We start from the raw sequence: 22,991 nt of genomic DNA, 5'->3' as shown, positions 1-22,991 counted from the left end.
ACATCGCATTCCACACCATTCAATTCTTGCAGGAGAGAGCAGGGGATGAAGGCTTACAGCATCAAGCGGGCGGCGTTGTGCGTCGCCCTCGGGGCGTGTCTGGGCGTAGTGCTGCCCGGCATCGCGATGGCACAGAACGTGAGCGGTGCAGTCGCCGGCCGTGCAACCGCCGGTGACCAGGTGACCGTGGTCAGCAGCAGCACCGGCCTGACCCGTACCGTCACCGTAGGCGCCGATGGCAGCTACCGCCTCGGCCAGCTGCCGGTGGGCGACTACCAGCTGCAGCTCAGCCGCGATGGCCAGAAGCTGGGCGACCAGGTATCGGTGAGCGTTGCCGTCGGCGGTACCACCACGGTCAACCTTGGCAGCGGCGGCGGTGTCACCAACCTGGATGCACTGCAGGTGGTTGGCACCCGCGTGGTCAACCGCGTGGATGTGTACTCCACCGAAACCTCGTTCAACATCAACCGCCAGGAGATCTCGCGGCTGCCGGTAGCGCAGGACCTGTCCGCGGTCGCGCTGATGGCGCCGGGCGTGGTCGGCGGCAACTCGTCATTCGGAGGCCTGTCGTTCGCCGGTTCATCGGTGGCCGAGAATGCGGTCTTCATCAACGGCCTGAATGTCACCGACATGTATACCCGTCGTGGCTTCAGCACCGCGCCGTTCGCCTTCTTCAAGGAATTCCAGGTCAAGACCGGTGGCTACTCGGTCGAGTTCGGCCGCTCCACCGGTGGCGTGATCAATGCAGTGACCCGTTCGGGCAGCAACGAGTTCGAAGGCGGCGTTGAAGTCACCGCCGAGCCCAGTGCGTGGCGCGCCAGTGGCGGCGATCATTTCCACCGCGACGGCACCCCGCATTCCTACGGAAGCCGCGACAACAACTCCTTCCTGAAGACCAACGTCTGGGGTTCGGGGCCGATCGTCAAGGACAAGCTGTTCCTGTTCGCGATGTACGAGGACCGCAGCGACAAGGGCCACAACACCTCGTCCGATGGCAGTACCTGGTTCAAGAACGACTCCGGCAACGGCTTCTGGGGCACCAAGCTGGACTGGAACATCAACGACAACCATAGCCTGGCGCTGCTGGCGTTCTCCGACGAGGGCGATGTCACCAACGCGTCGTACGGCTACAACTGGAATGCGGACCGGATCGGTTCATGGGGCGGCGACTCGGTCACCGAGACCGGCGGCCGCAACTGGTCGGCCACCTACACCGGCCACTTCGGCCAGAATTTCACCGCGCGCGCCATGGTCGGCCAGAACAAGCAGCGTGCCTTCACCAATTCGTCGCTGGACCAGGCCTGCAGCCCGGTGTTCACCGACAGCACCTACGGCCCGCGGCTGGGCAAGCTGCAGGGGCTGCGCGCGGGCTGCCACCCGACCGGCGCGGCGGTGGCCGAGCGCGATGACACCCGCGATGTCGCGCGCCTGGATTTCGAATGGCAGCTCGGTGATCACCTGCTGCGCTTCGGTGTCGACCGCGAACTGATGACCACCAAGCAGTCCACCCGTTATCCAGGGCCGACCGAGCTGAGCTACACCGCCTACGTGGCGCGCCCCGGCGATGAAGTGTGGGATGGCGCCAACGCCTACGTACCGGCTGGCGTCACCGAGATGCTGCGCGCTCGCAACCGCCGCTCCGGCGGCACCTTCGAGACCGAGGCCAATGCCTTCTATCTGGAGGACATCTGGAACATCACCCCGAACCTGATGCTGAACCTCGGCGTGCGCTGGGACCGCTTCGAGAACCGCACCGCCGCCGGCAAGGCGTTCATCAAGATGGACGACCTGATCGCGCCACGCGTCGGCTTCTCGTGGGACATGCGCGGTGATGGCAGCACCAAGCTGTTCGGCAACGCCGGCCGTTACTACCTGCCGGTCACCAACAACATCAACGTGAACTTCGCCGGTGGCCTGACCGACGAATACAGCTATTACGTGCTGAACGGCTGGGAGCAGAAAACCTCGCCGACCGGTTCGCCGTACATGGCACCGATCGTCGGCCAGCAGATCGGGCCGACCGACACCCGCATGAACACCGGCGGTGCCGACCTGCGCCAGAGCGTGGACCGCGACCTGAAGGCGGTCTACCAGGACGAATACATCCTGGGCTTCCAGAACATGATCAACCAGGCCTGGTCGTGGGGCGTCAATGCCACCTACCGGCGCATGACCCGCGCGCTGGATGACATCCGCATCAACTACACCCCGTGCGGCCCGACCCCCAGCACGCTGTGGCCGATCGCCAACCCGGGCGAGAGCCTGACGATCTGGGGCGACAAGAGCATCGGTTGCGCCAACGAAGGCTGGATCACCATCGACACCGCCAACAGCGGCTATCGAAAGGGCGGCAGTGGCGAGGTGATCGGTTACTCCAAGCCCAAGCGCACCTACAAGGCGCTGGAGTTCCAGATCGACCGTGCGTGGGACGAGAAGTGGATGTTCAACGCGTCCTATCTGTGGTCCAAGAGCGAGGGCAACTTCGAAGGCCCGGTGAACTCCGATACCAACTACGGCGACACCGGCATGGTGCAGTTCTGGGACCACCCGGCCACCAATGAACGCTATGGTGTTCTGTTCAACGACTTCCGCCATCAGTTCAAGCTGCGTGCCGCGTATGCGCTGAACAAGCAGTGGTCGTTCGGCACCACGCTGCAGGTGCAGTCCGGTGGCCCGATCACCGCCTACGGCGTGATGTGGCCGAACGACTCCATCGCCGGTGGCAGCACGTCCAGTGAAGGCAGTGGTGGTGGCACCGGTTGGCTGTGCGTGGCCAACTGTTCGGGCCCGTACAACCAGCGCCAGTTCGAGTACAGCCCGCGCGGCGCGTTTGGTCGCCTGCCGTGGACCTGGACCATGGGCGCCAACGTCACCTGGCGCCTGCCGGTGGAGGGCATCGACCTCAGCGCCCGGTTGTCGGTGTACAACCTGTTCAACAACCAGAAGACCATCAACGTGCACCAGCGCTACGAGGCGCAGCCCGGCCAGTATCGCGAGGCGACGTTCGCTACCGGTACGCGCTGGCAGGCACCGCGCTACACCCAGCTGGTGGTGACCTGGAACTTCTGAGGCCACGATCCGCGCCGTCCACCGTGACGGCGCGGGCAATGGAGGGGCTGCCCGCATGCACCACCTGCTGATCCTCGCGGCGGCACTGGCCGCACCGTCCGCTTCGTCGGCCGACAGTGCAGCCATCGAGGCCGACATCGCGACCGTGGTCCGGGCCGAGCATCTGCCCGGGCTGGCGTTGGCGGTGGTCGAGAACGGACAGCTGGTCCATCGCCATGCAGAGGGGGCGCGCGGCGATGGCGGCCGCATCGACGAGGACACGCTGTTCAAGATCGCTTCCAACAGCAAGGCGATGACCGCTGCGTTGCTGGCGCGGTTGGTGCAGCAGGGCACGCTGCGCTGGGATGATCCGGTGCAGCGGCATCTGCCGGGCCTCCGCATGCACGATGCGTGGGTGGGCGAGCAGATGCAGGTGCGCGACCTGCTGATCCACAACAGTGGCCTTGGCCTGGGCGCCGGGGACCTGATGCTGTGGCCGGAGCCGAACGCGTTCACCCGCGCCGACATCATCGCCGGCTTGGCGCATCTCAAGCCGGTCAGCAGCTTCCGCAGTCACTACGCCTACGACAACCTGATGTATGTGGTGGCCGGCGAAGTGGCGGCGGCAGCGGGTGGCAAGCCGTATGACCAGCTGATGCGCGAGCAGGTGTTCGAACCACTGGGCATGACGCGCTGCCAGGTGGGTGCGTGGTCGGTGAAACGCGTGGGCAACGTGGCACAGCCGCATGCCTGGCGTGGTGAACGCAACGAGGTGGTGAACGCCGATGCTGCGATCAGCCCGGACCTGCCCTCGATGGCGGCGGGAGGCATCCGTTGTTCGCTGCGCGACATGACACGCTGGATGCAGGTGCTGCTCGATCCCGCGCTGGTGCCGGACTGGCTGGGCAGCGAGCAGCGGCGCACGCTGTGGACCCTGCACATGCCGATGCCGTTGGGTGAACGCCAGCGGCGCTGGGACAACGCGCATTTCTACGGCTATGGATATGGCTGGCGGGTGTCGGACATGGACGGGCAGTGGAAGGTGGCGCATACCGGCACGTTGTCGGGCATGTACTCGTCGCTGGCATTGCTTCCTGATCGCAGGGTCGGCGTGGTGATGCTGATCAACGGCGAAGGCGAGGATGCACGCACGGCGCTGATGCAGGCCACGCTGAAGCGCTTCACCGCACCAGACGATGCGCCCCCTGCGATGGAGTACCTGGCCGAACTGAAGGCTGACCGGGCAGCACAGGCAGCATCTGGCCATCAACGGCCAGCGACCACCGCCGCACAGCCGGCACGCGGCAATGACCTGCCGCATTGGCAGGGCCGCTACTCCGACCCCTGGCTGGGCACGGCTTCGCTGTGCCCGGGCAAGGATGGCCTGCGCTTCAGCGTGGACAAGTCGCCCAGGCTGCAAGCGGCCGTGCTGCAACTGCAGGGGCGCTGGCTGCTGCGCTGGGATACGCTGGGTGACGAGGCGCAGGCGTGGCTGCAGCCGGGCCAGGGCCCGGCGCCGACACTGGACCTGCGCGCCATCGATCCTGACATCGACTTCAGCTATGACTTCCAGGACCTGCATTTCACTCGTACTGGCGACTGCCCTGGCGGCGACCGCCAACGCCGCTGAGCCACCGCGCGTTTCGCCGGCCACTGATGCGGCCAGCGCCGGATTGGTGGAGATCCGCACGTTGTCGCCAGGCATCGACATGGACATCCGATACGCCAATGCCAACAACTTCACCGGCGCGCGCGTGCCCGGCTATGAGGCGCCATCCTGCTACCTGCTGGCGCCCGTGGCGAAAGCGCTGGCGCAGGTAGAACAGGATCTGCGCGCGCAGGGCTTTGGCCTGCGCCTCTACGACTGCTACCGGCCGGTGCGCTCGGTGCAGGCCTTCATGGCCTGGGTGAACGATCCGCGCGAACTCTCGCGAAAGGCACAGCAGTACCCGGACCTGGACAAGCCACGGCTGCTTGCCGACGGCTACATCGCCGAGCGTTCTGGCCATAGTCGTGGCGCCACGGTTGATCTTGGCCTGCTGGATTGCCGCACTGGCGCCTGCACGCCGCTGGACATGGGCACCGACTTCGATTTCTTTGGCCCGCGCGCGCATACCCGGACGAGCGGGCTGAGCACTGTGCAGCAGGCGAACCGCCAGCAGCTGGTGCAGGCGATGGCGCGCCGTGGCTTCGTCAACTATCCGCAGGAGTGGTGGCACTACACCCTGCAGCCCGAACCGGATCCCGGCACCGCGTACGACGTCCCGGTACGGTAGGGGTATCGGCAGGGCTGCGCCCTGCACCCGCGGTAGTGCCGGCCGCTGGCCGGCAACATCAGACGCAACAGCAACAGCGTGCGTTCCGTGGGTTGGCTGGGCGGTGCCGGAGTGCGGGGACGCCGTAAATCCGTCCATGGAGGCTTGGCAGCCGCATCCATGCGGCTGACACCCCGCACTCCGGCACCGCCCAGCCTCTGACAGTTTCCCGCGCGGTCCGTTGTAGAGCCGAGTCCATGCTCGGCTGCTCTTTGTTCGTCGGCTGCTTCTTGTTCAATCGTCGAGATACTCGATCTCGATGCAGATTCATCCACGCATGGCGTGGATCTACTGGGGCTACCGGATTGGGTCCGGGGCAGATCCCTTACACTGGCCGCCTCTTCATCCCTGCCCACCCGATGAACCTTCCCCTGCACTTCGGCCTGCTCGGTACCCTGGAAGCCGGCGCCATCGCCCTGCTGGTCGGGCTGCTGGTGTACTTCCTGTGGTCGCAGCTGTGCCGGCTCCTGCACTGGACCGCGGGTCACGCGATCGGGTGGTCCTGTGTCATCGCCGTGATCATCTCCGCCGGCATCGATGCATGGAAGCTGTTCTACATGGGCATCGTGCGGCTGGAGTCGCCGCTGTACGCGCGCCTGTTCCTGGCCACCATCCACGATCCGAACGAACTCGGCAGCCGCGTGGTGCTGGAAATCGCCGGTGCGCTCGCCGGTGTTGCGCTGGGGTGGGTGTTGTTCAGTTCGCGGTCATCGGAAAAAACCGTCGACTGACGCAGGTTTTTCGTTGGTTGCCGGTTAAATCCGGCAGCGCTGAATGCGCATCTTATGAGCTGCTCACTTGCTGCTAACCACCGTGCTAATGCATGCGCGGGGGCGAGTGGTTAATGGTGCGTGTTGACGCCGGTCGCGGGGCAAAATCGATTCAGAAACGGGGTGGCAGGGTAGGTGCCGTGCGGAGACAACACGCCGCGCAACACCACCCAATTGGCAGGAGACACCCCTGATGACTATTCGCAACCGCAAGCCCCTGATCGCCCTGATCGTCGCCGCTGGCAGCGTGCTGGCCATTCCGGCGATGGCCCAGTCGGCCAAGCAGCAGGCGGCGCATGCGCAGAACGAGGCCGCACAGGCCCAGCAGGCGGCTGCACAGGCCGGCCAGGCCGCCGACCAGGCGACCGACGCTGCCGCAGCCGCATCGGCGCAGGCCAACGGCGGTGGCCAGACCTGGGCCAGCATCGATACCGATGGCAACGGCACCATCAGCAAGACCGAGGCGCAGGTGAACGCGGGCCTGGCCCAGGTGTTCGACCAGGCTGATACCAACAAGGACGGCGAGCTGAGCGCCGATGAGTACAAGGCCTATGTGGCCGCCCAGCAGGCCGGCGCCGGCGGCGCAGCGCAGGGTGCGCAGGGCAGGTAAGACCTGTATCGGGGCGTATGGGAACCCGGGCGGCTTCGGCCGCCCGGGTTTTTTTCGTCACCACGGCCCCTGTATCCTTGCGCGATGAACACCTCCACGCCTGCGCCGTCGCGCGCCATCGGCCTGGTCGGTTTTGACGGTGACGATACGCTGTGGAAGAGCGAGGACTACTACCGCAAGGCCGAGCAGGACTACCTTGACCTGCTGTCGCGCTACGTCGACGTGCACGACACCCAGACTGCGCGCCACCTGCTGGAAGTGCAGCAGCGCCACCTGGGCACCTTCGGCTACGGCGTGAAGAGCATGACGCTGTCGATGATCGAAGCGGCCATCGACATCACCGGGCAGCGCATCGAAGCGAAGGACATCCAGCGCATCCTGGATATCGGCCACGACACCCTGCGCCACCCGGTCGAACTGATCGACGGTGTGCGCGAAGCGGTGGCGGCCATCGCCGAGCACTACCCGGTGGTGCTGATCACCAAGGGCGACCTGTTCCACCAGGAAGCGAAGATCAAGGTCGCCAACCTGGGCGAGCTGTTCCCGCGCATCGAGATCGTCTCGGAGAAGGACCCGGAAACCTACGCCCGCGTGCTGGCCGAATTCGACCTGCCCATGCAGCGCTTCGTGATGGTCGGCAACTCGCTGCGTTCGGACATCGAGCCGGTGGTTACCCTGGGAGGCTGGGGCGTGCATACCCCGTACGCAGTGACCTGGGCCCACGAGACCCAGCACGGCGTCGCCGATGATGAACCGCGCATGGTCACCGCCGACACCGCCCACGACTGGCCGGCCGCACTGGCGGCGATCGAAGCCAAGGCCGCTGCGGCGGCCTGACAGGGCCCGGCGGCTGCGGCAGAATCGGGGCATGAATTACCGACTGCGCGTGTTGCTGTTGTCCCTGCTGCTGGCGCCGGCCACCGTGCTGGCCCAGCAGACCGCCGAGCGTTCGGCTGCGTATGAGGTGGCAACCGGCGACAGCTGGGTTGATGCCCAGCTGCAGGACATCAACCATTACGCCGAACGCTACCCGGATGCCTTTCTCGATGAGGTATCGCGCTATGCCGATGTGCCCCGTGGCTACATCAGCGCGCTGTTCACCACCCATGGCTGGCAGGCCGGGGACATCTACTTCGCCTGCTTCTGGGCCAAGGCCAGCGGCCAGACCTGCCGCGACAGCGTGCGCGCCTTCAGCCAGGACCCGGACGGCGGCTGGGAAGCGGTGGTGAAGCGGATGTCCACCAAGCCGGACAACCTGCATTACCGGGCCGTGCGCCACGCCATCGTGGCCAGCTACCAGCACTGGGACCGGCCGATCACCCTGGATGCCACCCTGAAGCGCCAGTTGAAGCGGTAGTGCCGGCCGCTGGCCGGCAACCTGGGGATACCCGCTCGCAGCGGATGCCGGCCAGCGGCCGGCACTACCGATCTGTTTCATGTTGCTCTGCATATCGCCGCCGCCCCGCGCTCCGGCGACAATACGGGTCCGAGCTGTTCCCCCGTTCCCGTAATCGAGTGACTGATGAGCGCCTCTTTGGTTTCGCCTGATGTGATCCGCCGCCTGTTCGCACAGGCCATGTCCCGCATGTACCGCACCGAAGTGCCGCTGTACGGCACGCTGGTGGAACTGGTGGAGCGGATCAACGCGCAGGTGCTGGCGCAGGACCCCGCTCTGGCCGCGCAGTTGCAGCGCAACGACGAGCGCGCGCGCCTGGATGAAGAACGCCATGGCGCGATCCGCGTGGGCACCGTGCAGGAACTGGCCACGCTGCGCCGCCTGTTCGCGGTGATGGGCATGTACCCGGTCGGCTACTACGACCTGTCGGTCGCGGGCGTGCCGGTGCATTCCACCGCGTTCCGCCCGCTCACCGGCGCCGCGCTGGCACAGAATCCGTTCCGCGTGTTCACCTCGCTGCTGCGCCTGGAGCTGATCGAAGACGAAGCGCTGCGTGCCGAGTCCGCGCGCATCCTCGAACACCGCCGCATCTTCACCGAGGGCGCCCTGGCGCTGATCGACCAGGCCGAGCGTGACGGTGGCCTGGCGCAGGCCGATGCCGAGCGCTTCGTCGAGGAAGCACTGGAAACCTTCCGCTGGCACGGCGATGCCACGGTCGACCTGCCGACCTACCACGCGCTGCACAACGCGCACCGCCTGGTGGCCGACGTGGTCAGTTTCCGTGGCCCGCACATCAATCACCTGACCCCGCGCACGCTGGACATCGACGCTGCGCAGGCGGCGATGATCGAACACGGCATGGCGGCCAAGGCGGTGATCGAGGGCCCGCCGCGCCGCGCCTGCCCGATCCTGCTGCGCCAGACCAGCTTCAAGGCACTGGAAGAGGCCGTGCATTTCCCGGGCGGCGAAGGCGGCGATGCCGGCACCCACACCGCGCGCTTCGGCGAGATCGAACAGCGCGGCCTTGCGCTGACCCCGAAGGGCCGCGCGCTGTACGACCAGCTGTTGTCGCAGGCCCGCGATGCCGGTGGCGAAGGCAGCACCGGCGGCGACTACGGCCAGCGCCTGCAGGCGGTGTTCGCCAGCTTCCCGGATGACCATGACACGCTGCGCCAGGAAGGACTGGGCTATTACCGCTACCAGCTGACCGACGCCGGCCGTGCCGCGCCCGAGCGCGTGGCGGATCTGCCGGCTGAAGTGCTGGTGGCCGCCGGCCTGGCCACGGCCGACCCGATCGTCTATGAGGATTTCCTGCCGGTCAGTGCCGCGGGCATCTTCCAGTCGAACCTGGGTGGTGAAGAACAGCGCGCCTATGCCGCACATGCCAACCGCGAGGCCTTCGAGCAGGCGCTGGGCGTGGCGGTGAATGACGAGTTCGAGATCTACGAGCGGCTGCAGGCTGAGTCGCTGGCGGCGCTGCGCACCGCGTGAAGGTAGAGCCGGCCGCTGGCCGGGCGCACCGCGTGAGGTAGAGCCGGCCGCTGGCCGGCTGTAGGGGAAGCCGGCCAGCGCCCGGCTCTACCCGATGTCCGGACCTGGGGTCAGCCCTTCATCGTGCCCGTATCCAGCCAGCGCTGGTGCCACGACAGCGCTTCCGGCAGCAGGTGCGGGGTGTGCTTGCCGTAGCTCTCGCGGCTGGCGCGGTCGAAGTAATCCTGCAGCTGCGCGCGGAAATCCGGATGCGCGCAGTTGTCGATCAGCACCTGCGCGCGCTTGCGCGGGGTCAGGCCACGCAGGTCGGCCAGGCCCTGTTCGGTGACGATCACCGACACGTCGTGCTCGGTGTGGTCGACATGGCTGGCCATCGGCACGATCGCCGAAATGGTGCCGTTCTTCGCGGTGGACGGGCTCAGGAACGCCGACAGGAAACCGTTGCGGGCGAAGTCACCGGAACCGCCGATGCCGTTCATGATCCGCGTGCCCATCACGTGCGTCGAATTGACGTTGCCGTAGATGTCCACCTCGATCATGCCGTTCATGCCGATGCAGCCCAGGCGGCGCACCAGTTCCGGATGGTTGGAGATTTCCTGCGTGCGCATGATGATGCGCTCGCGGTAGAAATCGATGTTCTCCTTGAACGTCTCGTTGGCCTGCGGGCTCAGCGCGAAGCCGGTGCACGAAGCGTAGCTCAGCACGCCATCACGCAGCAGGTCGAGCATGCCGTCCTGGATCACTTCGGTGAACGCGGCTAGGTCGCGGAAACCGCTCTTGGCCAGGCCGGCCAGCACCGCATTGGGAATGTTGCCCACGCCCGACTGCAGCGGCAGCAGGTTCGGCGGCAGGCGGCCCTTCTTCACCTCATGCTTGAGGAACTCGATCAGGTGCGAAGCGATCTGCTCGCTGGTCGCATCGATCGGGCTGAACGGGCTGTTGCGGTCCGGGCCGTTGGTGCGCACCACGGCCACGATCTTGTCCGGGTCGCAGCGCAGTGCGGTGTCGCCGATGCGGTCGTTGGCGTTCACCAGCGGAATCGGCTTGCGGTGCGGCGGCAGCGCGGTGCCGTAGTAAATGTCATGCATGCCGTCGACGCCGGCCGGCTGCCATTCGTTGACCTCGACGATCACCTTCTTCGCCAGGTCCAGCCAGGTCTTGTTGTTGCCGACCGAGGTGGAAGGCACCAGCGAGCCGTCCTCGCGGATGGCCGAGACTTCGATCACGGCGGTATCGATCTCGCCGTAGAAGCCGAACCACACGTGCTGGGCAACGTGGCTGAGGTGGATGTCGATGTAGTCCAGCTTGCCCTCGTTGATGCGGTTGCGCGCATCCGGGTCGCTCTGGAACGGCATGCGCATGGCGATGCCATCGGCCTTGGCCAGCGCGCCATCGAGTTCCGGCGCGGTGGAGGCGCCGGTCATCAGCTTGATCTGGAAAGGGTTGCCCTGGGCATGCACCGCTTCGATGCGGCGGGCCAGTTCGACGGGAACGGCCTTGGGATACCCGGAGCCGGTAAAGCCGCTCATGGCCACGGTTTCACCGGGCTGGATCAGCGCGGCTGCGGCCTCTGCGGAGACCACGCGGTCACGGAGACGCGCGTTGGCGATGCGATCAACAGACATGACGACACGTGTTGCTGGGGGGAATTCCGATTATCGGCCATCCTCATCCGTACGGGGGGTTCTACCTTCGTGGAATGGCTTTTCCCCAGGGGCTCACCCAAACCCGTCGGTTTTGTTTTGCAGTGCAGCGTGCAAAGTGCTTTCGCAGCCCGCACGATGGCCCTGCATCCCGACGTGGGGGAGGGAGCAGAGCCCGCTGGCAGTTCGCTGCAAGCGGGCTTTTTTATTGCCTGTCGCCCAGTATGAATACGCGGCCTCCATTGTTGGTAATGCCGGCCGCTAACCGGCAGATCCGTTGACTTGGTAGTGCCGGCCGCTGGCCGGCAGATCCGATGATGCTGCCGAAGGTTACCGGGGTTGCCGGCCAGCGGCCGGCACTACCGGGTCCGTTGCGCCCCGGCCGGGTCGATACAATCAGTGCATGACCCTCGCCCCCGCTGATCTGCCCGTCTCCCTGCAGCCTCTTGTCGACCGCGCCCTGGCGCGTCTGGCTCAAGTCCTGCCAGAGCCCATCCCGGCCGACCTGCTGCCGTTGCTGACCCGCCTGGCGGTGACCAGCGACTTCGCGCTGGACACCCTGGTGCGGCAACCGGCGCTGCTGGCGCAGCTGGCCGCGCCCGGCTGCCCGCCGATCCCGGCGCCGGTGCTCGACCCACTGCAGCCCAGCGACTGGCCGGCACAGCTGCGGCGCTGGCGTGCGGCGATGTCCACACGGCTGATCTGGCGCGACCTTGCCGGGCTGGACGACGTGGCGCAGACCCTGGCCGGCGCCACCACCCTGGCCGAAGACTGCCTGCGGCTGGCGCTGGAGGCCCTGCAGCAGGAATTCGCCCAGCGCCATGGCGTCATCGCCGATGACCAAGGCACGCCGCAGCAGCTGGTCGTGTTCGGCCTCGGCAAGCTGGGCGGCGGCGAGCTCAACTTCAGTTCCGATATCGATCTGGTCTACGCCTATCCGCACGGCGGCGAATCCGATGGCCCGCGCGCGCTGGCCGCCGAAGAGTATTTCGCCCGCCTCGGCCAGCGCCTGGCCAAGCTGCTGGACGAAACCACCGTCGATGGCTTCAGCCACCGTGTCGACCTGCGCCTGCGCCCGTTCGGCAGCGCCGGCCGCGTCGCGCTGTCGTTCGCGGCGATGGACCAGTATTTCCAGCGCGAGGGCCGCGACTGGGAACGCTACGCGTGGCTGAAGGCGCGCGCGGTGGCCGGCGACATCGCCGCCGGTGAAGCGTGGCTGCAGACCCTGCGCCCGTTCGTGTACCGCCGCTACCTCGATTTCACCGCGCTCGATGGCCTGCGCGAAATGAAGGCGGCGATCACCGCCGAGGTCGCGCGCCGCGAGTTGCACGAGGACATCAAGCGTGGCGCCGGTGGCATCCGCGAAATCGAATTCCTGTGCCAGGCGTTGCAGCTGATCCGCGGTGGCCGTGAACCGGCACTGCGCGAGCGTCGCCTGCTGGTGGCGCTGGATGCACTGGTCGCCGCCGGACAGATCGCGCCCGAGGATGGCGCCGCACTGCGCGAGGCTTACCTGTTCCTGCGCCGGCTGGAGAACCGCTTGCAGATGCTGCGCGACGCGCAGACCCACGTACTGCCCAGTGACGCGCTGGACCGCGAACGCATCGCCGTCGGCCTCGGCTATGCGGACTGGGACGTGCTGCGCGCGGCGTTGGCCGAACAGCAGCAGCGGGTCAGTACTGAATTCGCCGCGCTGCTGGCGCCGCGCAAGGGCCAGGCCGCGCCCGACGCGCTGGCCAACTACTGGCGCAGCCTGCCCGAAGGCAGCAACGCACCACTGCTGGCCGAAGCCGGCTTCCTCGATGCCAACGGCGCAGACCAGTCACTGCGCGATTTCGCCCAGGGCACCGGCGTGAAGTCCTTGTCCGATGCCGCGCGTGCGCGGCTGGATCGCGTGCTGCCGGCACTGCTGCATGCGGCCACGCGCTCGCCACAACCCGACGCCGCGCTCAAGCGTGTGCTTGGCCTGCTGCAGGCGGTGCTGCGCCGGACCAGCTATCTCGCGCTGCTGGACGAGCAACCCAGCGCGTTGGCGCGGCTGGTCGATGTGCTGGCGCGCAGCGCGCTGCTGGCCGAGCGCCTGGCGGCGTATCCGCTACTGTTGGACGAACTGCTGGACGTACGCGTGTCCGGTCCGATGCCGGATGCCGCCGGCATGCTGGCCGAGTGCCAGCAGGTGCTGGTGGTGGAAGATCCCGAATCCGCGCTGCGCTGGCTCAACGAAACGCGGCTGGCGCTCAGCTTCCGCATGGCGATGGCTACGCTGGACGGGCGCCAAGGCGCGGTGGACAGCACCCGGCAACTGGCCGAGCTGGCGCAGGCGGTGGTGGTCACCGTGCTGGCGATGGCCGAAGCGGACATGCATGCCGCACACGGCGGAATTCCCGGTGGGCGCTTCGCGATCATCGGCTACGGCAGCCTGGGTGGGCTTGAACTGGGCTTCGGTTCCGACCTGGACCTGGTGTTCCTGCACGACAACCCGGCGGGCCTGGACGCCAGCGACGGCGCACGGCCGCTGGAGCCGGGCCGCTGGTATGCGCGCCTGGCGCAGAAGGTGATGGCGCTGCTCGGTGCAGTCACAGCTGCCGGGCGCCTGTACGACATCGACGTGCGCCTGCGCCCGGACGGTGGCAAGGGTTCGCTGGTGTCTTCGCTGGCCAGCTACACCGAATACCAGCGCGAACGCGCGTGGACCTGGGAACACCAGGCGCTGGTGCGCGCGCGTGGCGTGGCCGGCGATGCCAGCCTGCTGGCCGACTTCGAGCAGGTGCGTGCACAAACGCTTGGGCGTGAGCGCGACACGGGTGTGCTGTATGCGGACGTGCTGAAGATGCGCGGCCGCATGCGCACCGAACTGGACCGCAGCGATGCCGCACGACTGGACCTGAAGCAGGGTGCCGGCGGCGTGGTGGACCTGGAGTTCCTGCTGCAGACCGGCGTGCTGGCGCGCAGTGCGCAGCATGCGGTGCTGCTGCAGCCGCGCGATACACCGTCGTTGATCGATGCGTTGGCGGTGGCCGGTTTCTTTCCCGATGCCACCGCGCATGCACTGCATGGGGCACATGCCACGCTGCTGGACGTAGGCCTGGCCTGCACGCTGGACCGGCGCCCGCGGTTGGCGCCGACCACGCCTGCGATTGAAGAGGCGTGTGCCGCGATTACGGCAGCGTGCAGAGCCGCGGAGCTGCCGTTCGCCTGAGCGGGGGCAAATGCTGCAACCACTTTGGGTGGGTGCGGACCGTTGGTCGGCACAATCTGTCGGCAGCGATGAGTTCTGCAGGGCGTGCCGACCCACGGTCGGCACCCACCGAATCAATGGCCCTGCGATGCCCGCTCCTGGCAGGTGCCGACCGTTGGTCGGCACAATCTGTCGGCAGCGATGAGTTCTGCAGGGCGTGCCGACCAACGGTCGGCACCCACCGAATCAATGGCCCTGCGATGCCCGCTCCTGGTATGTGCCGACCGTTGGTCGGCACAATCTGTCGGCAGCGATGAGTTCTGCAGGGGGTGCCGACCAATGGTCGGCACCCACCGGATCAATGGCCCTGCGATGCCCGCTCTGGTAGGTGCCGACCGTTGGTCGGCACAATCTGTCGGCAGCAATGAGTTCTGCAGGGCGTGCCGACCAACGGTCGGCACCCACCGGATCAATGGCCCTGCGATGCCCGCTCCTGGTAGGTGCCGACCGTTGGTCGGCACAATCCGCCAGCGGTAATGAACTCCGATGGAGCGTGCCAACCAAGGTCGGCACCCACCAGAGCATGTGCGGTCAGCTGGTGGCCCGCAGTGGCGCCATCTTCCACAACAACGCGCGGAACGGGACCAGCAGGCACACGCCGATCGCCAGCTTCACCGCCAGGTCGCCGGCGGCCCAGCTCACCCACGGCAGGGTGGAACCAGCAAACGCGATCGACCAGAAAATGGTGGTATCCACCGTCGCGCTGCAGGTGGTGGCCACCATCGGTGCGCGCCACCAGCTGCCACGACGCAGGCGGTCGAACACGGTGATGTCCAGCAGCTGCGCCACGATGAAGGCCGAGCACGAGGCAATGGCGATGCGCGGCGTGGCCACCCACACCGACAACACCACCGCCACCAGGAAGCCGATCCACGCCACGCGGCGCGCCGGGCCCGGGCCGAAGCGGCGGTTGATCAGGTTGCTGACCAGGAACGCGACTGGATAGCTGAAGGCACCCCAGGTCAGCCAATCGTTGATCGGGTACTGCACCAGTACGTTGGACAGCAGCACCACCGCGCCCATCGCCAGTACCGCCAGCACCAGGGCGCGCGGGGTCAGCGGGGCAAAAAGAGGGGCAGGACGCACGGACATGGCGAGCCAGGGGGACAAAGGGGATCGCCCATTATCCGCCCGGCCCGCGGCAAAGCCAAAACCACTCGTTCAGCTTTACAGCGCTTCGCTCAACACGTCGCCAGCGGCGTAGGCGGTGGGCACGTAAGCCAGTGCCTGGCCCTGCGCGCTTTTCACGGTCCAGCCGGCACCGGCTTCGGTGGGGTCGAAGTGCACCTGCTGGCCGACCACGAAGCCTGCCGCCTGGTCTTGATGCACGCGCGCCGGCCAGCGCAGGGTGGCGGTCTGGTCGGCTTTGTCCGGCACCTGCAGCTGTACCTGGCGCTCGCCCTCCGGCGTGGTCTCCACCTTCTTCACCTCCATCGGCGGCAGCGGCACTGCCTTGGTGCGCGTGGCCCGGCCGTTGCGTTCGCTGGCCTTGAACGGCGCCTTGGACAGTTCGGACAAGCCCATCGAGGCCGCCAGTGGCAACGACAGCACCACGAACGACGTCACGATCACGCTGGCCTCGCTGCTGTTCAACTGCGGCGCGGCGCCAGCATGGACAGTGGGCACCAGCAGCGCCGAGAGCAGCAGGGCGGACGCGGGAATGCGCAGGCAACGGAACATGGAGACCTCCTGGTCAACGTGGGGGCGGCGGCTCAGCGCCGGGTATCGAAAATGTCGCGCGGGCCGGTGGCCTCGGGAAGGTATTCCAGTGGGCGGCCCTGGTTGTCCTTCACCTGCCAGCCCTGGTCGGTGCCGGTCGGCTCGAAGTTCACGGTCTGTCCCACGGTGAACTGCACGGCGGGATCGCCGGGGCGCTTCGGCCACTGCATCGACGCGGTGTTCTGCGGGTTGTTGGCATCACGCAGCAGTACTTCGCGGCGGCCGTCGACGGTGGTGGCGATGGCGCTCACCTGCATCTGCGGCAGCTTCACCGATGCGCCGTGGCCGGGCGGCAGCCCGGCATCCCGGGCTTCCTTGGCAGCGGCGGCGCGCGCGGAAGCCACCAGGGGCGCGGACATTTCCAGGCTCGGCCCCTGCGGACCCGGGTCCTGCAGGATGATGATGCGGCGTTCGGCATGGGCGGTGTTCGCGCCGAGCAGGCCGGCAATGATCACCATCGACATCAGGGAAACAGGCAGCGGACGCATGTCGTTCTCCTCGCGGGATTCAGGGCGTGGCGGCAGCAGCACCGGCCACCGGCACATGGGGGATCACCAGTTCCTGCTGCAGCTGGCTGCGCTGGTGCAGGAAGTCGAACACCGATTCCACCGTCACCACCGAATAGTTGCCGGAAATGCGTTCGCCGGCGGGGTGGTCGGTGGTGGTGGCGTTTGCAATGAACAGGCGTGCACCCACGCGCTTGCCCAGGCCGATATGCAGCACGCTGGGCTGGTACTTCTGCTGGCGCAGCCATTGCTGGGCCTGTTCGCGCTTGACGATGGCCGGTGCGCCATCGGCCTGCGCCATCGCCGCGCCCAGCACCTCCAGTACCCACTGGTTGGAGTTCTGGTAGTCGGTGGCGAACGGGTAGGCGACCACGTTGTACCTGGTCTCGTGCAGCGCCTTGGGCTGGATCGACGGCGACACCAGCATCGCCTTCAATGCAGCACGCAGCGGCGCCGACGGCACGCCGATGCGCAGGTCGGTATGGCCGCCGCTCTCGCCGACGAAGTTGCCCAGGCCCTCGTGGTACAGCTGCGAGCTGTCGGTCTTGCAGCGGTTGAGCAGGTGCATCGCGCGCCAGCGGCCGTCGTCCTCGCGCAGCAGGAAGGCCAGGTGGCTGTGGCGCAGGCCGTATCGGCTGAGGTCCTGGCCACCGCGCGCGGCGACCACCACGTCCACATCGGGCAGCGCATCGAGACGCTCGGCGGTGGTCCAGGCCACGTCCAGCATCGCCGCCTGCGCGGCCACGCTCGGGTAGCGCTCGCGGCATTCGGTGCTGTTGGCCCAGGCCGGTGCAGTCGCCAGCAGGCTGGCGATCAGCAGCGCGGCGCGGGGCAGGCGGGAAAAACGATCCATGTCGATACCTTCAACGGCGGGCAGGCCCGCGCGCCGATCATACGCCGGTCAGCGCAGCGGGCGATCCAGGCCCTTGCGCTGGAGTTCCTTGTCGCAGGCGTCGCTGATCGGGGCCACCGGCAGCGGCGGGCGCTGACCAGTCTTCGGATCGCGCAGCGCCGGCTGTTCGCGGTACGCGTCCAGCTGCTGCTGGCATTGATACGAGATCGGATCCAGCTCGGTGGGCGTGGTGGAGCAGGCGGCGAGCAGGGCCAGGGGCAGCAGGAGCAGGGTGCGCATGAAGACGTTCAGCGTGATGGGGGACGCTGGACTCTAACCGCACAGTCGGATCGAAATGTTCAGAAAACGCTGCGCACCCGGTAGTGCCGGCCGCTGGCCGGCAACGTCAGGATCTTCGGTAGCGCGTAGAGCATTGCCGGCCAGCGGCCGGCACTACCCCAATGCCAGACGCTGTTTCACTTCCGCGGCCACCCGCGCGGTCTCGCGCAGTGGTTCGATGCGGTCGTACTGCCAGTCCAGCCAATGCGCCTGCAGCCGCCCGCGCTCGCGCAGCTGCTGCTGGAAGCGCGCCAGCCGGCCTTGCGCGGTATCGGCCAGCGCCACCATCACCGGCATGCGCGTGGCGCAGGCTTCAGACAGCAGGTTCACCGAATCGGGCGAGACCACCACGCGGTTGGCCCAGCCGAGCAGGCCGCCATAAGGATTCGTACCGTCGCCGCCGTCGCCCCAGATCACATGCGGCAGGTCGGCGAACGTCGCGCGCAGGATCTCGGCCAACGCCGGCGGCGTGCGTCGCGAGGTGGTCGCCAGCAGGCTGCCGCCTTCGCTGCGGATCTGCCCGGCCAGCGCCTGGAACACGCCCACCATCGCCGTTTCATCCCACGGCGCCAGCGGCGTCGGTCCACCGACAAGCAACGCGGTGCGCGGGCCGGGCAAGGTACTGAAGCCGGCGAACGCGGCGCGGCCCCAGGCCAGCCAGTCGTCGTCCACCGGGTTGAGGCTGCCGAGCAGGGTCAGCACGTTGCTGCCACGCAGGGCATCGTGTTCGGGCACCACCACCACATCCCAGTGGCGTGCGCCGATGCGCGGGTCGAGGATCTGCACCACCTGGCTGCCACGTGCGCGCAGCACGCGCAGTGCGCCGGCGGCCTGGCGGCCACAGCCGATCGCCAGCGCCGGGGCCTCGGCAGCCAATGACGCGAAAGCCTCGCCATAGCCGTTCACATCACCCGGCAGGCGCCGCGGCGACAGCCAGCGCCAGGGTGCGCGGGGCTGCAGGACCAGCGGTCGGTGGGTGCCCTGGCGCAGCGCCGAGGCCAGCGCGACCGCTTGGCGGACATTGCCCGCACGGCCGTCAGTGACCGTCCATGGCGCGCTCGATCGTTTCACCATTGGCATTAATTCGTTTCAGCCCTGCTGGGTGTTGCAACAGTCGCGACACTCTACACTGCGGCTCGTCGTTTCGCCCCGCGCCGCCCGCGGGCACTGACTTCCCTTAGCCGCCCTGGAGATCCACCGATGTCCCACGCGCTCGACGCTGCTGCCCTCGACCAGCTGTTCCGTACTGCCCGCACCCAGAACGCCTTCCTCGACAAGCCGGTCCCGGCCAGCCTGCTGCAGGAACTGTATGACCTGGTGAAGTGGGGCCCGACCGCCGCCAACACCACGCCCGCCCGCTTCGTCTTCGTCACCTCGAAGGAAGCCAAGGCCAAGCTGGCCCCGGCCCTGTCCGAAGGCAACCACGACAAGACCATGGCCGCTCCGGTCACCGCCATCATCGGCTTCGACCTGGACTTCCACGAGAAGCTGCCGTACCTGTTCCCGCACACCGATGCCAAGGCCTGGTTCGACGGCCCGCAGGAAGGCCGCCACGAAGCCGCCCTCCGCAACGGCAGCCTGCAGGGCGCCTACCTGATCCTGGCCGCACGCGCGCTGGGCCTGGATGCCGGCCCGATGTCGGGCTTCGACCCGGCCAAGGTGGACGAAGCGTTCTTCGCCGGCACTTCGATCAAGTCGAATTTCCTGGTCAACCTGGGTTACGGTGACCCGGCGGGCCTGTTCCCGCGTCTGCCGCGCCTGTCGTTCGACGAAGCGGCGCGCATCGCGTAAGTCGTTGTATCGGTTTCGGGCCTGCTGTCCCGTGGCAGGCTCTTGCTGCACCGTGTACCCACCCTACGATCCGGAGAGTTCCTCAGATGAGCGCCACCCGTAAACTGCTGCTGCCGCTGGCCCTGACCCTGGCCATCGCCGCCTGCTCCAAGCCGGCCGACACCGCTGCCCCGGCTGCCGATGCCGCCGCCCCGGCCACCACCGAGCAGGCCGCCACCCCGGCCGCCGATGCCGCCGCTGCCGCGCCGGCCGCCGAAGCGATCAAGATCGCCTCGGGCACCTACAAGCTGGACCCGACCCACACCGACGTGCTGGCCCAGTGGAGCCACTTCGGCTTCTCCAACCCGAGCGCGCACTTCGGCAACGTCGAAGGCACCCTGGTGTACAACGCCGAAGACGTGACCAAGTCCACCGTGGAAGTGAAGCTGCCGCTGAGCGGCCTGAACAGCTTCACCGCCAAGTTCGACGAGCACCTGAAGAGCGCCGACTTCTTCGACGCCGCCAAGTTCGCCGATGCCACCTTCAAGAGCACCAAGGTGGAAGCCGCTGGCACCAACAAGCTGACCGTCACCGGTGACCTGACCATCAAGGGCATCACCAAGCCGGTCACCCTGGACGTGACCGTCAACGGCGGCGGCGAGCACCCGATGGCCAAGGTTCCGGCCGCCGGCTTCGATGCCACCACCACCCTGAAGCGCAGCGATTTCGGCGTCGGCGCGTATGCCCCGAACGTCAGCGATGAAGTGAAGATCCGCATCACCACCGAAGCCACCGGCGAAAAGCCGGCGGCTTGATGCACCCCGCTCACTCGTCGTGAGAAGGCAGAAGGCCCGCTGAAAAGCGGGCCTTCTTTTTGGGTGCCGGTAGAGCCGGCCGCTGGCCGGCTGCATGCGGGGTGCCCGATGCTGATGGGGTTGCCGGCCAGCGGCCGGCACTACCCGGTAGACGCCAACCTGCATCTGGTGGGTGCGGACTGTTGGTCCGCACGATCCCTCAGCGCAACGCGCCCAACCATGCCACGCACGCTTCGCTCGGGCTCTGCTTGGCCTTCACTGCCAGCCCGCTCACGCGAACGAAGGTCTGCGCGGCCTGCGCCACCACCTGGCGTGCGATCAGCGCCGCCTGCTTGGTCGCGGCCTGCTGCTTGCGCAGCTGCACGATGTGCACCGACGGGCGGCCCACCGGCGCGTACTTCTGGTCGCGGCGCAGCACGTCGGCCACCTGTGCCACTTCGAATTCGGCCTGCAGGTAACGGTGCTGTGCCGCCACCAGCTCGCGCAGCGGTACGCGCAGTGCAGCGGTGTCGGCAAAGGCGGCCAGGGCCGCATCGCAGGCGGCGTCATCGGCGAAGCGGGTACGCAGCGCATCCACGCTGGCCAGGGTCAGTTTGGCCATGTGGGCCTCGTCGCTGCAGGAAAGAGCGCGATTGTCGCATTGCCGGCTCGGTCGTGCCGGCAATCGGCCGGCAATCGCATGGGAATGTGCGGACCAACGGTCCGCACCCACCGAGGGCAGAGAGCAGCCGAGCGTGGGCAGGCCCCTACAATGGCGCGGCCGCACCCACGGAAGGAAGACCCATGCAGGACGCGCAGTACTGGTTGAACGAATTCTGGTCGGGCCTGAGCGTGCTCGATCTGGTGGGCGGCAGCGTGCTCGGCACGTTGCTTGGCCTGGTGCTGGGCATCCTCGCCTGGCGCGGGCTGCACCGCCGTGGTTGGTTGCAGCGGCGCAAGCGCTGGCATCACTGGCTGCTGGCCAGCTACGTGGTGCTGCTGCCACTGGCCACCGCCTTCTTCGGCCTGCAGCTGGGCTTTACTGCTGGTGCGCACCGCGCGCTGTTCAAGCAGTTGGATCATTTCCAGCCGCACCTGCAGACCCTGGTGGAAGGCTGGAGCGAAGGCTTCACCGACTCGCTGGACGACCCGCGCATACGCGAGGCTTTGCGCAGCCAGGGCACGGTGGGTGATGTCGCCGACACCATTGCCTCGGCCTATCTCAGCGAACATCCGTTGCCCGGCCTGGATCGTCTTGGCAACGGCCCGTTGTCACGCGGCACCGGTTGGGTGATCGGCAAGGTGCGCGAAGGCCTGCTGCGCGGCATGGTGGAAGACACGCTGGTGGACAAGGCCGGCACGATTGGCCTGGAGCCCAAGGTGGTGCGTGAGGCGCTGACCATGCATGTGGATGAGCTGCTGCACACCCGTGGTGTGCTGCGGCTGGTGAAGGCGCAGATCAACGGCATGATGCCCGGCGTGTACTTCGGGCTGTTGCTGCCGCTGCTGGTCATCGCGCTGCTGGTGGCGCTGGAGATCTGGGCCGCGCAGCGGTTCGGGTGGGCGCGCCGGGTGGTAGTGCCGGCCGCTGGCCGGCAATTGCGGTTTCCTGCCGAAGGTTCATGAGGTTGCCGGCCAGCGGCCGGCACTACCTGTCGGAGGGCGTGCGGACCAACGGTCCGCACCTACCAAGCAGGGTCCGCACCCACCGTCTTTGGATCAATCGCCGTCGGTTTCGTCGGGGTGCGCCTTCCAGTAGCCGGTCGAGCGGATCCAGTCGCGCGGCACGCCCAAGTGGCCTTCGATGAACTTGCGCATCATCCGTGCGCGGCGCGATTCGGTGGCGATCCAGTAGAAGACATCGCCTTCCGGGGCCTCGAAGTCGGTCAGCATGTCTTCCAGCAGCGTGCTGGTGGCCGCCGGGAAGCCATTGCGCTCCAGCCAGTGGATGCGCACGTTCTCGTACTGCGGCAGGTCCTGGCGTTCGGCCTCATCGCTCACTTCAATGAAGGCCTGCACCTCGGCACCGTCCGGCAGCACGTCCAGCCAGCGGGCGATGGCCGGCAGCGCGGTTTCATCGCCGATCAGCACATAGGCATCGTAACTGTCGGCCACCACGAACGAGCCGCGCGGGCCGCCGATCACCAGCACGTCGCCCGGCTGCGCGCGCTCGGCCCACGGCCCGGCAATGCCCTGGTCGTGCAGTACGAAGTCGATGGCCAGCTCGCCGGTCTCGTGGTCCCACCAGCGCGGCGTGTAGTCGCGGGCCGGCGAGGGCTCCTTGCCGGCCGGATAGCTGCGGCCTTCGGCAGTGACCACCGGCAGCACCATCTCGCCGCTGGCATTGGGGAAGAACAGCTTGATGTGGTCGTCAGCGCCGGGCGAATCGAAACCGGCCAGCTCGGCGCCACCCAGCACGATGCGGCGCATGTGCGGGGTGACCTCTTCGGTGCGCAGCACGGTCAGTTCACGGAAGCGCACATCCAGGCGCAGGCGCGTGTTGTTGTGTTCGGTCATGGG

The 22,991-nt window shown here is 67.4% G+C and carries 21 protein-coding genes; 12 read left to right on the top strand and 9 right to left on the bottom strand.

Annotated elements, in window-relative coordinates; translation table 11 throughout:
* Positions 1 to 45 precede the first annotated feature (45 nt).
* From AC5P67_RS18395 to hglS, 8 genes are all read left to right on the top strand, one after another.
* Positions 46 to 3,069, top strand: a complete 3,024-nt coding sequence (locus AC5P67_RS18395) for a TonB-dependent receptor (protein ID WP_012478953.1) — start codon at positions 46 to 48, stop codon at positions 3,067 to 3,069.
* Positions 3,070 to 3,124: 55 nt separating this feature from the next.
* Positions 3,125 to 4,678, top strand: a complete 1,554-nt coding sequence (locus AC5P67_RS18390) for a serine hydrolase domain-containing protein (RefSeq protein WP_111193619.1) — start codon at positions 3,125 to 3,127, stop codon at positions 4,676 to 4,678.
* Positions 4,611 to 5,324, top strand: coding sequence for a M15 family metallopeptidase (locus AC5P67_RS18385; RefSeq protein WP_087803659.1), 714 nt, complete (start codon positions 4,611 to 4,613; stop codon positions 5,322 to 5,324). Before AC5P67_RS18390 ends, AC5P67_RS18385 begins: the two co-directional genes overlap by 68 nt.
* A 398-nt stretch (positions 5,325 to 5,722) precedes the next feature.
* Positions 5,723 to 6,094, top strand: coding sequence for a hypothetical protein (locus tag AC5P67_RS18380; protein WP_012478956.1), 372 nt, complete (start codon positions 5,723 to 5,725; stop codon positions 6,092 to 6,094).
* A gap of 232 nt (positions 6,095 to 6,326) precedes the next feature.
* The gene (locus AC5P67_RS18375) at positions 6,327 to 6,743 is read left to right on the top strand and encodes an EF-hand domain-containing protein (RefSeq protein WP_049418551.1); all 417 of its coding nucleotides are present in this window, start codon (positions 6,327 to 6,329) and stop codon (positions 6,741 to 6,743) included.
* Positions 6,744 to 6,827: 84 nt separating this feature from the next.
* Complete coding sequence (locus tag AC5P67_RS18370; protein ID WP_012478958.1) at positions 6,828 to 7,580, top strand: HAD family hydrolase; 753 nt, start codon at positions 6,828 to 6,830, stop codon at positions 7,578 to 7,580.
* Between the two features lie 31 nt (positions 7,581 to 7,611).
* On the top strand, positions 7,612 to 8,100 hold the full coding sequence (locus AC5P67_RS18365) for a hypothetical protein (protein WP_111189098.1): 489 nt from the start codon (positions 7,612 to 7,614) through the stop codon (positions 8,098 to 8,100).
* A gap of 165 nt (positions 8,101 to 8,265) precedes the next feature.
* Positions 8,266 to 9,630 (top strand): 2-oxoadipate dioxygenase/decarboxylase HglS, encoded by a 1,365-nt coding sequence (gene hglS / locus AC5P67_RS18360; RefSeq protein ID WP_111193620.1) that lies wholly within the window; start codon positions 8,266 to 8,268, stop codon positions 9,628 to 9,630.
* A gap of 110 nt (positions 9,631 to 9,740) precedes the next feature.
* Here hglS and scpC read toward each other — a convergent pair whose 3' ends face one another.
* Positions 9,741 to 11,255, bottom strand: a complete 1,515-nt coding sequence (gene scpC / locus AC5P67_RS18355) for a succinyl-CoA:acetate CoA-transferase ScpC (RefSeq protein ID WP_043035710.1) — start codon at positions 11,253 to 11,255, stop codon at positions 9,741 to 9,743.
* 421 nt (positions 11,256 to 11,676) lie between these two features.
* On the opposite strand from scpC, the gene glnE reads away from it, so the two are divergent.
* Entirely contained in the window at positions 11,677 to 14,472 is a 2,796-nt protein-coding gene (gene glnE, locus AC5P67_RS18350) for a bifunctional [glutamate--ammonia ligase]-adenylyl-L-tyrosine phosphorylase/[glutamate--ammonia-ligase] adenylyltransferase (protein WP_111189096.1), read from the top strand.
* A 570-nt stretch (positions 14,473 to 15,042) separates the two neighbouring features.
* Here glnE and AC5P67_RS18345 read toward each other — a convergent pair.
* The 6 genes from AC5P67_RS18345 to AC5P67_RS18320 all read right to left on the bottom strand — a co-directional run bounded on the left by AC5P67_RS18345 (position 15,043) and on the right by AC5P67_RS18320 (position 18,981).
* Positions 15,043 to 15,603: a queuosine precursor transporter gene (locus AC5P67_RS18345; RefSeq protein WP_495215058.1), complete on the bottom strand. Its 561-nt coding sequence runs from the start codon at positions 15,601 to 15,603 to the stop codon at positions 15,043 to 15,045.
* Positions 15,604 to 15,678: 75 nt separating this feature from the next.
* Positions 15,679 to 16,191 carry a hypothetical protein gene (locus tag AC5P67_RS18340; protein ID WP_012478963.1) on the bottom strand — a complete coding sequence of 171 codons (513 nt, stop codon included), beginning with the start codon at positions 16,189 to 16,191 and terminating at the stop codon, positions 15,679 to 15,681.
* 32 nt (positions 16,192 to 16,223) lie between these two features.
* Positions 16,224 to 16,718 (bottom strand): hypothetical protein, encoded by a 495-nt coding sequence (locus AC5P67_RS18335; protein ID WP_005407832.1) that lies wholly within the window; start codon positions 16,716 to 16,718, stop codon positions 16,224 to 16,226.
* A gap of 19 nt (positions 16,719 to 16,737) precedes the next feature.
* The gene (locus AC5P67_RS18330; RefSeq protein WP_043035713.1) at positions 16,738 to 17,589 is read right to left on the bottom strand and encodes a DUF2145 domain-containing protein; all 852 of its coding nucleotides are present in this window, start codon (positions 17,587 to 17,589) and stop codon (positions 16,738 to 16,740) included.
* A gap of 48 nt (positions 17,590 to 17,637) precedes the next feature.
* On the bottom strand, positions 17,638 to 17,868 hold the full coding sequence (locus AC5P67_RS18325; RefSeq protein ID WP_005407834.1) for a hypothetical protein: 231 nt from the start codon (positions 17,866 to 17,868) through the stop codon (positions 17,638 to 17,640).
* Positions 17,869 to 18,021: 153 nt separating this feature from the next.
* On the bottom strand, positions 18,022 to 18,981 hold the full coding sequence (locus tag AC5P67_RS18320) for a mitochondrial fission ELM1 family protein (RefSeq protein ID WP_005407835.1): 960 nt from the start codon (positions 18,979 to 18,981) through the stop codon (positions 18,022 to 18,024).
* A 126-nt stretch (positions 18,982 to 19,107) separates the two neighbouring features.
* Between AC5P67_RS18320 and AC5P67_RS18315 the strand changes: the two genes are divergently transcribed.
* Together AC5P67_RS18315 and AC5P67_RS18310 are read left to right on the top strand one after the other, a co-directional pair.
* Positions 19,108 to 19,698 carry a malonic semialdehyde reductase gene (locus AC5P67_RS18315; protein ID WP_005407836.1) on the top strand — a complete coding sequence of 197 codons (591 nt, stop codon included), beginning with the start codon at positions 19,108 to 19,110 and terminating at the stop codon, positions 19,696 to 19,698.
* A gap of 86 nt (positions 19,699 to 19,784) precedes the next feature.
* Positions 19,785 to 20,492, top strand: a complete 708-nt coding sequence (locus AC5P67_RS18310; protein ID WP_005407837.1) for a YceI family protein — start codon at positions 19,785 to 19,787, stop codon at positions 20,490 to 20,492.
* Between the two features lie 199 nt (positions 20,493 to 20,691).
* Here the strand turns inward: AC5P67_RS18310 and AC5P67_RS18305 are convergent, their stop codons facing one another.
* Positions 20,692 to 21,093 (bottom strand): hypothetical protein, encoded by a 402-nt coding sequence (locus AC5P67_RS18305; protein ID WP_099604730.1) that lies wholly within the window; start codon positions 21,091 to 21,093, stop codon positions 20,692 to 20,694.
* A 182-nt stretch (positions 21,094 to 21,275) separates the two neighbouring features.
* Between AC5P67_RS18305 and AC5P67_RS18300 the strand changes: the two genes are divergently transcribed.
* Positions 21,276 to 22,097, top strand: coding sequence for a hypothetical protein (locus AC5P67_RS18300; RefSeq protein WP_495215056.1), 822 nt, complete (start codon positions 21,276 to 21,278; stop codon positions 22,095 to 22,097).
* 93 nt (positions 22,098 to 22,190) lie between these two features.
* Here the strand turns inward: AC5P67_RS18300 and AC5P67_RS18295 are convergent, their stop codons facing one another.
* Positions 22,191 to 22,988 carry a siderophore-interacting protein gene (locus AC5P67_RS18295; RefSeq protein WP_111189094.1) on the bottom strand — a complete coding sequence of 266 codons (798 nt, stop codon included), beginning with the start codon at positions 22,986 to 22,988 and terminating at the stop codon, positions 22,191 to 22,193.
* Between the last annotated feature and the right edge of the window lie 3 nt (positions 22,989 to 22,991).

Source organism: Stenotrophomonas sp. YJH_SMC_21 (assembly GCF_059369555.1).
The sequence above is the reverse complement of the archived record's forward strand: the minus strand, read 5'-3'. Positions and strand labels throughout refer to the sequence as shown.

What these genes read in the sequence shown, in the direction of transcription:
- AC5P67_RS18390 (WP_111193619.1), top strand. Translation starts at nt 3,125, where the DNA reads ATGCACCACCTGCTGATCCTCGCGGCGGCACTGGCCGCACCGTCCGCT.
- AC5P67_RS18335 (WP_005407832.1), bottom strand. Translation starts at nt 16,718, where the DNA reads ATGCGTCCGCTGCCTGTTTCCCTGATGTCGATGGTGATCATTGCCGGC.
- AC5P67_RS18385 (WP_087803659.1), top strand. Translation starts at nt 4,611, where the DNA reads ATGACTTCCAGGACCTGCATTTCACTCGTACTGGCGACTGCCCTGGCG.
- AC5P67_RS18320 (WP_005407835.1), bottom strand. Translation starts at nt 18,981, where the DNA reads ATGGTGAAACGATCGAGCGCGCCATGGACGGTCACTGACGGCCGTGCG.
- glnE (WP_111189096.1), top strand. Translation starts at nt 11,677, where the DNA reads ATGACCCTCGCCCCCGCTGATCTGCCCGTCTCCCTGCAGCCTCTTGTC.
- AC5P67_RS18330 (WP_043035713.1), bottom strand. Translation starts at nt 17,589, where the DNA reads ATGGATCGTTTTTCCCGCCTGCCCCGCGCCGCGCTGCTGATCGCCAGC.
- scpC (WP_043035710.1), bottom strand. Translation starts at nt 11,255, where the DNA reads ATGTCTGTTGATCGCATCGCCAACGCGCGTCTCCGTGACCGCGTGGTC.
- AC5P67_RS18365 (WP_111189098.1), top strand. Translation starts at nt 7,612, where the DNA reads ATGAATTACCGACTGCGCGTGTTGCTGTTGTCCCTGCTGCTGGCGCCG.
- AC5P67_RS18375 (WP_049418551.1), top strand. Translation starts at nt 6,327, where the DNA reads ATGACTATTCGCAACCGCAAGCCCCTGATCGCCCTGATCGTCGCCGCT.
- hglS (WP_111193620.1), top strand. Translation starts at nt 8,266, where the DNA reads ATGAGCGCCTCTTTGGTTTCGCCTGATGTGATCCGCCGCCTGTTCGCA.
- AC5P67_RS18305 (WP_099604730.1), bottom strand. Translation starts at nt 21,093, where the DNA reads ATGGCCAAACTGACCCTGGCCAGCGTGGATGCGCTGCGTACCCGCTTC.
- AC5P67_RS18295 (WP_111189094.1), bottom strand. Translation starts at nt 22,988, where the DNA reads ATGACCGAACACAACAACACGCGCCTGCGCCTGGATGTGCGCTTCCGT.
- AC5P67_RS18340 (WP_012478963.1), bottom strand. Translation starts at nt 16,191, where the DNA reads ATGTTCCGTTGCCTGCGCATTCCCGCGTCCGCCCTGCTGCTCTCGGCG.
- AC5P67_RS18315 (WP_005407836.1), top strand. Translation starts at nt 19,108, where the DNA reads ATGTCCCACGCGCTCGACGCTGCTGCCCTCGACCAGCTGTTCCGTACT.
- AC5P67_RS18300 (WP_495215056.1), top strand. Translation starts at nt 21,276, where the DNA reads ATGCAGGACGCGCAGTACTGGTTGAACGAATTCTGGTCGGGCCTGAGC.
- AC5P67_RS18325 (WP_005407834.1), bottom strand. Translation starts at nt 17,868, where the DNA reads ATGCGCACCCTGCTCCTGCTGCCCCTGGCCCTGCTCGCCGCCTGCTCC.
- AC5P67_RS18380 (WP_012478956.1), top strand. Translation starts at nt 5,723, where the DNA reads ATGAACCTTCCCCTGCACTTCGGCCTGCTCGGTACCCTGGAAGCCGGC.
- AC5P67_RS18395 (WP_012478953.1), top strand. Translation starts at nt 46, where the DNA reads ATGAAGGCTTACAGCATCAAGCGGGCGGCGTTGTGCGTCGCCCTCGGG.
- AC5P67_RS18370 (WP_012478958.1), top strand. Translation starts at nt 6,828, where the DNA reads ATGAACACCTCCACGCCTGCGCCGTCGCGCGCCATCGGCCTGGTCGGT.
- AC5P67_RS18310 (WP_005407837.1), top strand. Translation starts at nt 19,785, where the DNA reads ATGAGCGCCACCCGTAAACTGCTGCTGCCGCTGGCCCTGACCCTGGCC.
- AC5P67_RS18345 (WP_495215058.1), bottom strand. Translation starts at nt 15,603, where the DNA reads ATGTCCGTGCGTCCTGCCCCTCTTTTTGCCCCGCTGACCCCGCGCGCC.